At 59.9% G+C, this 7,966-nt stretch carries 8 protein-coding genes; 7 read left to right on the top strand and 1 reads right to left on the bottom strand.

All coding sequences use genetic code 11. The annotated features are described in order from the left end of the window. Nucleotides 1–197 precede the first annotated feature (197 nt). Nucleotides 198–551, bottom strand: coding sequence for a hydroxyisourate hydrolase (gene uraH, locus HNQ83_RS27675; protein WP_121105928.1), 354 nt, complete (start codon nucleotides 549–551; stop codon nucleotides 198–200). A 433-nt stretch (nucleotides 552–984) separates the two neighbouring features. On the opposite strand from uraH, the gene puuE reads away from it, so the two are divergent. The 7 genes from puuE (at nucleotide 985) to HNQ83_RS27640 (ending at nucleotide 7,965) form a co-directional block, all read left to right on the top strand. Beyond that, a complete protein-coding gene (gene puuE / locus HNQ83_RS27670) occupies nucleotides 985–1,911 on the top strand; it encodes an allantoinase PuuE (RefSeq protein WP_175392022.1) in 927 nt (308 codons plus the stop codon). Further along, the gene (gene uraD, locus HNQ83_RS27665; protein ID WP_175392021.1) at nucleotides 1,908–2,423 is read left to right on the top strand and encodes a 2-oxo-4-hydroxy-4-carboxy-5-ureidoimidazoline decarboxylase; all 516 of its coding nucleotides are present in this window, start codon (nucleotides 1,908–1,910) and stop codon (nucleotides 2,421–2,423) included. The genes puuE and uraD overlap by 4 nt, the downstream gene beginning before the upstream one ends. A 90-nt stretch (nucleotides 2,424–2,513) precedes the next feature. Further along, complete coding sequence (gene alc / locus HNQ83_RS27660; protein ID WP_175392020.1) at nucleotides 2,514–3,509, top strand: allantoicase; 996 nt, start codon at nucleotides 2,514–2,516, stop codon at nucleotides 3,507–3,509. 121 nt (nucleotides 3,510–3,630) lie between these two features. Then, the gene (locus HNQ83_RS27655) at nucleotides 3,631–4,134 is read left to right on the top strand and encodes an ureidoglycolate lyase (protein ID WP_175392019.1); all 504 of its coding nucleotides are present in this window, start codon (nucleotides 3,631–3,633) and stop codon (nucleotides 4,132–4,134) included. 51 nt (nucleotides 4,135–4,185) lie between these two features. Further along, nucleotides 4,186–5,490, top strand: a complete 1,305-nt coding sequence (locus HNQ83_RS27650; RefSeq protein WP_175392018.1) for a urate hydroxylase PuuD — start codon at nucleotides 4,186–4,188, stop codon at nucleotides 5,488–5,490. Between the two features lie 164 nt (nucleotides 5,491–5,654). Beyond that, nucleotides 5,655–7,007, top strand: coding sequence for a nucleobase:cation symporter-2 family protein (locus HNQ83_RS27645; RefSeq protein ID WP_175392017.1), 1,353 nt, complete (start codon nucleotides 5,655–5,657; stop codon nucleotides 7,005–7,007). Between the two features lie 172 nt (nucleotides 7,008–7,179). Continuing rightward, a complete protein-coding gene (locus tag HNQ83_RS27640; RefSeq protein WP_175392016.1) occupies nucleotides 7,180–7,965 on the top strand; it encodes an outer membrane protein OmpK in 786 nt (261 codons plus the stop codon). Nucleotide 7,966: the final 1 nt, after the last annotated feature.

Genomic DNA, 7,966 nt, shown 5'->3' with positions numbered 1-7,966 from the left:
GCTGACAGCAAAAGCTTCGCGTGAAGGCTCGCTCCCACATTGGAATGCATATCTCTGTGGGAGCGAGCCTGCTCGCGAAGGCGTCAGCACACGCCCCACTTTTCGACAGGCGAAAAAAAGCCCGCAGTGTGAGCGGGCGAAAGACCAAAGAAGCTATATGCGCAGTCGCTTCCAGGGTACGGCAGCTGCTTGGGGGATCAGCTGCCGCGGTACGTCGAATAGCTGTAGGGCGAAATCAGCAGGGGTACGTGGTAGTGATCCTGTTCGGCCGAGATGCCAAAACGCAGCACCACGACATCCAGGAATGCCGGTGTAGGCAGCTGAACGCCACGGGCGCGGTAGTAATCCCCCGCATGGAACTGAACCTGATAAACACCGGTGCGGTAGTCATCGCCTTGCAGCAGCGGTGCATCGACACGGCCATCGCTGTTGGTTGTCGCAGTGGCGACCAATTCCAGTTGCGAACCTTCAACGCGGTACAGCTCGACCTTGATCGAGCTGCCCGGGCAACCGTGTGCAGCGTCCAAAACGTGTGTAGTCAAACGTCCCATTGATTCTGCGCGCCTGCCTGCGTGGAAGCAGTCAGACCTCGCGCCTCCCGAAGTCAGTTAAAAGGAGACCGCACCGTTTCGGAGCACGAAAAGCTGCGGCGAGCGATTGATTAAGACACTTTTCATAAAAATTGTACACAATAAAAACGACATTTTTGCGACCAGCAGCGCCACCCATCGATTTCCAGACGATTTACCGTCGAAGCGCATCCTTGCTGACCCTCACGACTTTTAGCTGACTGATCAGGCAGGTTTCTTGCAGGTTCGTCCAAATACCACGGAAAGATGACCGTTAGCGAAAAATGCAAAAAATCAGGCTTACAAAGTGAATATAAAGTTGTATACAATCAGCCCATCGCTGTGACGCCAGCCTGACTTCCCACTTGCAGGCTCGCCACACAACCTGTCAACACGAATAAGAAGGAAGACTGCAGTGAGCGCTGACTACCCACGCGACCTGACCGGTTACGGCAGTAACCCTCCTCACCCACACTGGCCGGGCAATGCTCGTATCGCCCTGTCCTTCGTGCTCAATTACGAAGAAGGTGGCGAGCGCAACATCCTGCACGGCGACAAGGAATCCGAAGCGTTCCTTTCGGAAATGGTCTCGGCGCAGCCGCTGCAAGGCGCGCGCAACATGAGCATGGAATCCCTGTACGAGTATGGCAGCCGTGCCGGCGTCTGGCGGATTCTGAAACTGTTCAAGGAATTCGACATTCCGCTGACCATCTTCGCCGTCGCCATGGCCGCCCAGCGCCACCCGGACGTGATCCGTGCCATGGTCGATGCCGGCCACGAGATTTGCAGCCACGGCTACCGCTGGATCGACTACCAGTACATGGACGAAACCCAGGAACGCGAGCACATGCTCGAGGCGATCCGTATCCTCACCGAAATCACCGGTGAACGCCCGCTGGGCTGGTACACCGGCCGCACCGGTCCGAACACCCGTCGCCTGGTGATGGAAGAAGGCGGTTTCCTCTACGACAGCGACACCTACGACGACGACCTGCCCTACTGGGAACCGAACAACCCGACCGGCAAGCCGCACCTGGTGATCCCGTACACACTGGACACCAACGACATGCGCTTCACCCAGGTCCAGGGTTTCAACAAGGGCGACGATTTCTTCGAATACCTCAAGGACGCATTCGATGTGCTGTACGCCGAAGGCGCCGAAGCACCGAAGATGCTGTCGATCGGCCTGCACTGCCGTTTGATCGGCCGTCCGGCGCGTCTGGCTTCGCTCAAGCGCTTTATCGAATACGCTAAAAGTCATGAACAGGTGTGGTTCAGCCGCCGCGTCGACATCGCGCGCCACTGGCAGGAAACCCACCCGTACCAAGGGGCTGCCAAATGAGCACCTTTCAATCGATCAAGCCATCGACCCTGAGCCGCGACGCCTTCGTCAGCGTCTTCGCCGATATCTACGAACATTCGCCATGGGTGGCCGAGAAGGCTTTCGAGCTGGGCCAGGACGCTTCGATCGACGAGATCGAAACCCTGCACCAGCGCATGAGCGACATCCTGTTGAGCGCCGATCACGCCAGCCAGCTGGCACTGATCAACGCTCACCCGGACCTGGCCGGCAAAGCCGCCGTCCAGGGCCAGTTGACCGAAGCCAGCACGAATGAACAGGCTGGCGCCGGTATTCACCAATGCACGGCCGAAGAGTTCCAGCGCTTCACCGAGCTGAACGACGCCTACAAAGCCAAGTTCAAGTTTCCCTTCATCATGGCGGTAAAAGGCAGCAACCGGCATCAGATCCTCGCAGCGTTCGAAACGCGCATTCACAACCCGGTCGACACCGAGTTCAAGTGCGCGCTGGCGGAGATCAACAAGATCGCCCTGTTCCGATTACTGACCCTATAGCAAACCTGGCCCGAGCGGATTCAAGAACGCCGAAACCGCCCAGGGCCTGGTGAGCATCCCAAGCCAACTTATTAAAGGCAGACAAGAAGAATGAAAGCTTACGCCGTACCTTTCGAGAAGTTCGTCAACCTGGCCGACGCCCGCCTGGGCACCAAAATCATCTCGGTCACCGATGACTGGTTCGCAGACGCCAACCGTCTGTTCCAACCGACCCCGGCCGTGTGGAAGGAGGGCGTGTTCGATGACAACGGCAAGTGGATGGACGGCTGGGAGTCGCGCCGCAAGCGCTTCGAAGGCTATGACAGCGCAGTGATCCGCCTGGGCGTGCCGGGTTCGATCAAAGGCGTGGACATCGACACTTCATTCTTCACCGGCAACTTCCCGCCATCGGCCTCCCTGGAAGCCTGCTTCCTGGCCGAAGGCGAGCCGGACGAAAACACCCAGTGGGTTGAAGTGCTGTCGGCGGTCGAGCTGCAAGGCAACAGCCACCACTACCACGAGATCAACAACGAGCAGGCGTTCAGCCACCTGCGCTTCAACATCTACCCGGACGGCGGCGTGGCCCGTCTGCGCGTGTACGGCGTGCCGTTCCGCGACTGGTCGGCCGTTGGCGACAACGAGCAGGTGGACCTGGCAGCGGCCCTGAACGGCGGTCGCGCCCTGGCCTGCTCCGACGAACACTTCGGCCGCATGAGCAACATCCTCAACCCGGGCCGTGGCATCAACATGGGCGACGGCTGGGAAACCGCGCGTCGTCGTACCCCGGGCAATGACTGGGTCATCGTCGCCTTGGGCCATGCAGGTGAAGTCGAGAAAGTCGTCGTCGACACCCTGCACTTCAAGGGCAACTACCCGGACAGCTGCTCGATCCAGGGTGCGTTCGTTAAAGGCGGCACCGACAGCCAGATCGAAACCCAGTCGCTGTTCTGGCGCGAACTGTTGCCAAGCCAGAAGCTGGAAATGCACGCCGAACACACCTTCGCCGAGCAGATCAAGGCACTGGGCCCGATCACCCACATCCGCCTGAACGTGTTCCCGGATGGTGGCGTGAGCCGACTGCGCGTCCTGGGCAAGGTCGCTAAATAAGCGCTGAGGCCATTCGCGAGCAGGCTCGCTCCCACAGGGGTACGCGGTCGAAATGTGGGAGCGAGCCTGCTCGCGAAGACAATAGAACAGACAACAACGAATTCGAGATAAGAAGACCAGCATGCGCACACTGACGATTGAACCGCTGACCAAAGAAGCCTTCGCCCCTTTCGGTGACGTGATCGAAACCGACGGCAGCGATCACTTCATGATCAACAACGGTTCGACCATGCGCTTCCATAAACTGGCGTCGGTGGAAACCGCCACGCCAGAGGACAAGGCGATCATCAGCATTTTCCGCGCCGACGCGCAGGACATGCCGCTGACCGTCAGCATGCTGGAGCGTCATCCGCTGGGCAGCCAGGCTTTCATTCCGCTGCTCGGCAACCCCTTTCTGATCGTGGTCGCGCCACTTGGCGATGTACCTGTATCAGGCTTGGTCCGCGCCTTCGTCACCAACGGCAGGCAGGGCATTAATTACCATCGCGGCGTCTGGCACCACCCGGTGCTGACGATCGAAAAGCGGGATGACTTCCTGGTGGTTGATCGCAGTGGCACAGGCAATAACTGCGATGAGCATTTTTTCAAAGAGGATGAGCGTTTGATCCTCGCCCCCCACCAATAAGAGAAGGTCCGATCACTCGACAACAAGAGTGACGGGCGAGAGGTAAAGACTGTGGAAGCACATCTGTTGGAATGGCTGAACCTGAGCGTGCGCTGGGTTCATATGATTACCGGTGTGGCCTGGATCGGCGCGTCGTTCTACTTCGTCTGGCTGGAAAACAACCTCAATCGGGTCAACCCGAAAAGCGGTCTGGCCGGTGACTTGTGGGCGATCCACGGCGGCGGTATCTACCACCTGGAAAAATACAAACTGGCCCCACCGACCATGCCGGACAACCTGCACTGGTTCAAATGGGAAGCCTACTTCACCTGGATGTCGGGTATCGCGCTGCTGTGCGTGGTGTTCTACTCCAACCCGACGCTCTACCTGCTGGCTCCGGGCAGCACCCTGAGCGGCCCTGAAGGCGTGGCCATCGGTCTGGGTTCGCTGTTCATCGGCTGGTTCATCTACTCCTTCCTTTGCGACTCGGCCCTGGGCAAACGCCCTGCCCTACTCGGTTTCATCCTGTTCGTGCTGATCATCGGCGCCGCCTACGGCTTCAGCAAGGTGTTCAGTGGTCGTGGCGCGTACCTGCACGTCGGCGCGATCATCGGCACCATCATGGTCGGCAACGTGTTCCGCATCATCATGCCGGCGCAACGTGCACTGGTCGCGGCGATTGCCGAGAACCGCACGCCCGATCCGGCGCTGCCGGCCAAAGGCCTGCTGCGTTCGCGTCACAACAACTACTTCACTTTGCCAGTGCTGTTCATCATGATCAGCAACCACTTCCCGAGCACCTACGGCAGCCAATACAACTGGCTGATCCTGGCCGGGATCGCGGTGCTGGCCGTGTTGGTACGTCACTACTTCAACACCCGTCACGACAGCCACAAATTTGCCTGGACCCTGCCGGTGGCAGCGGTGGGCATGATTTGCCTGGCTTATGTGTCCGGTCCGAAGCCGATGTCCAGCGCCCCGGAAGTGGCCAAGGCACCTGCTGCGATCGAGTACCAGCCGCTGCCGGAAACAGCAGTGGGTGGCGGTCTGAAACCGGCTGAAGCCAAACCGGCCGAAGCGCCTGCCGCCGCACCGGCACAAGCGTCCAACGCCGGCCCTGGCTTCGACAAGGTCCACAGCGTGATTCAGGAACGTTGCGCGGTGTGCCACTCGGCCAAACCGACCAGCCCGCTGTTCAGCGCGGCCCCGGCCGGTGTGATGTTCGACACCCCCGAGCAGATCCGCCAGAACGCTGCACGGATCCAGGCCCAAGCCGTCGCCACCCAGATCATGCCACTGGGCAACATCACCCAGATGACCCAGCAGGAACGTGACCTGATCGGCGCCTGGATCGTTCAGGGTGCCCCGACCAACTAAGTAAAAAAGCTTCGCGAGCAGGCTCGCTCCCACACAGGCAACGCAAAACCTGTGGGAGCGGGCTTGCCCGCGAATGGCCGCAACGCGGTCCACCTGATTCGAAAACAGCTGCCAGCAGCACTGCAGCTGTCAATCACAAGAATAAAAAAGATCCGAGGTGTTGCATGTCCGAGCTATCCGCAGCGCGCATCCCCGACGCACCCGCCATTCAGCGTTTACCCCTCCTGCAACTGATCCTGGTTGGCCTGCAACACGTTCTGCTGATGTACGGCGGAGCCATCGCGGTGCCGCTGATCATCGGACAGGCCGCAGGCCTGAGTCGTGAAGAAATCGCCTTCCTGATCAACGCCGACCTGCTGGTCGCGGGCATCGCCACCATCGTCCAATCCCTTGGCATCGGCCCGATGGGCATCCGCATGCCGGTGATGATGGGCGCCAGTTTCGCCGCCGTCGGCAGCATGGTCGCCATGGCGGGCATGCCCGGCATCGGCCTGCAGGGGATCTTCGGCGCCACCATCGCCGCCGGCTTCTTCGGCATGCTCATCGCGCCGTTCATGTCCAAGGTCGTGCGCTTCTTCCCGCCACTGGTAACCGGCACGGTCATCACCTCGATTGGCTTATCGCTGTTCCCGGTGGCCGTGAACTGGGCCGGCGGCGGCGCTCAAGCCGCTCAATTCGGTTCACCGATCTACCTGACCATCGCCGCGCTGGTGCTGGGCACCATCCTGTTGGTGCACCGTTTCATGCGCGGTTTCTGGGTCAACATTTCCGTGCTGATCGGCATGTGCCTGGGCTACGTGCTCTGCGGCTTGATCGGCATGGTCGACCTCAGCGGCATGGCCCAGGCGCCGTGGCTGCAATTCGTCACCCCGCTGCATTTCGGTATGCCGAAATTCGAACTCGCCCCGATCCTGTCGATGTGCCTGGTGGTGGTCATCATCTTCGTCGAGTCCACCGGGATGTTCCTCGCGCTGGGCAAGATCACCGGCCAGGACGTTTGCCCGCGCATGTTGCGCCGTGGCTTGCTCTGTGATGCCGGTGCTTCGTTCTTCGCCGGTTTCTTCAACACCTTCACCCACTCCTCGTTCGCGCAAAACATCGGCCTGGTGCAGATGACCGGCGTGCGTTGCCGCTCGGTGACCATTGTCGCCGGCGGGTTGCTGATCGTCCTGAGCCTGCTGCCCAAAGCCGCGTTCCTGGTGGCTTCGATTCCGCCAGCGGTACTGGGCGGCGCGGCCATTGCGATGTTCGGCATGGTCGCCGCCACCGGGATCAAGATTCTTCAGGAAGCCGACATCGGTGATCGTCGCAACCAGCTGCTGGTGGCGGTGAGCATCGGCATGGGCCTGATCCCGGTGGTGCGTCCGGAGTTTTTTGCCCACCTGCCAGTGTGGATGAGCCCGATCACCCACAGCGGCATCGCCATGGCCACCCTCAGCGCCCTGACGCTGAACCTGCTGTTCAACATCCTCGGCGGGGCCGAACGCGCCGCCGCCAACGACTGCCACGCCCACTAAGACAGAAACGCACAACCCCCTGTAGGAGCGAGCCTGCTCGCGATGAACCCGAGAACACCGCGTTTATCCAGATAACACGCGTAATCGTTGACGACCATCGCGAGCAGGCTCGCTCCTACAGGGTTTGGGGTTGCCTGCGCCTCGCAAAAATAAAAACAAGAGGGAGCAACAGATGATTCGGACACAAACCAGCCTGCTGCTGAGCGCCAGCCTGTTCGCAGCGACCCAGGCCATGGCCGGTGACTTGCTGCTGTGGCAGACCAACAGCCTGAGTTACCTGTACGGCAAGGATTTCGCGGTCAACCCGTCGATCCAGCAGACGATCACCTTCGAACACGCCGACCGCTGGAAGTACGGCGACAACTTCATGTTCATCGACAGCACCTACTACAACGGCGAGAAAGACCGGAACAAAGGTGTGCACGCCTATTACGGCGAATTCAGCCCTCGTCTGTCGTTCGGCAAGATCTTCGATCAGAAACTGGAGTTCGGCCCGATCAAGGACGTGCTGCTCGCCATGACTTACGAGAATGGTGAAGACGACACTGAGGCCTATCTGATCGGTCCAGGTTTTGATCTCAAGGTGCCTGGCTTCAACTTTGTCACCCTGAACATCTACCAGCGCTTCACCGAAGGCTCGCGTCCCGGCGATGGCGTGTGGCAGATCACACCGGCCTGGTCCTACACCCTGCCCTTGGGCAATTCGAGTCTGTTGATCGACGGCTACATCGACTGGGTCACGGACAACGACCAGAACTCGCACGGCACCTATCACGCCAACCTGCACTTCAACCCGCAGATCAAATATGACCTGGGTAAAGCCTTGGGTTGGCGTGAGAAGCAGGTGTATGCCGGTATCGAATACAGCTACTGGAAGGACAAATACGGCATCGAGAACAACCGCAACCTCGACACCAACGAAAACACCACCAGCCTGCTGCTGAAGGTGCATTTCTAAG

The organism is Pseudomonas sp. C2B4 (genome assembly GCF_013359695.1).
Classification (GTDB): Bacteria; Pseudomonadota; Gammaproteobacteria; order Pseudomonadales; family Pseudomonadaceae; genus Aquipseudomonas.
The sequence above is the reverse complement of the archived record's forward strand: the minus strand, read 5'-3'. Positions and strand labels throughout refer to the sequence as shown.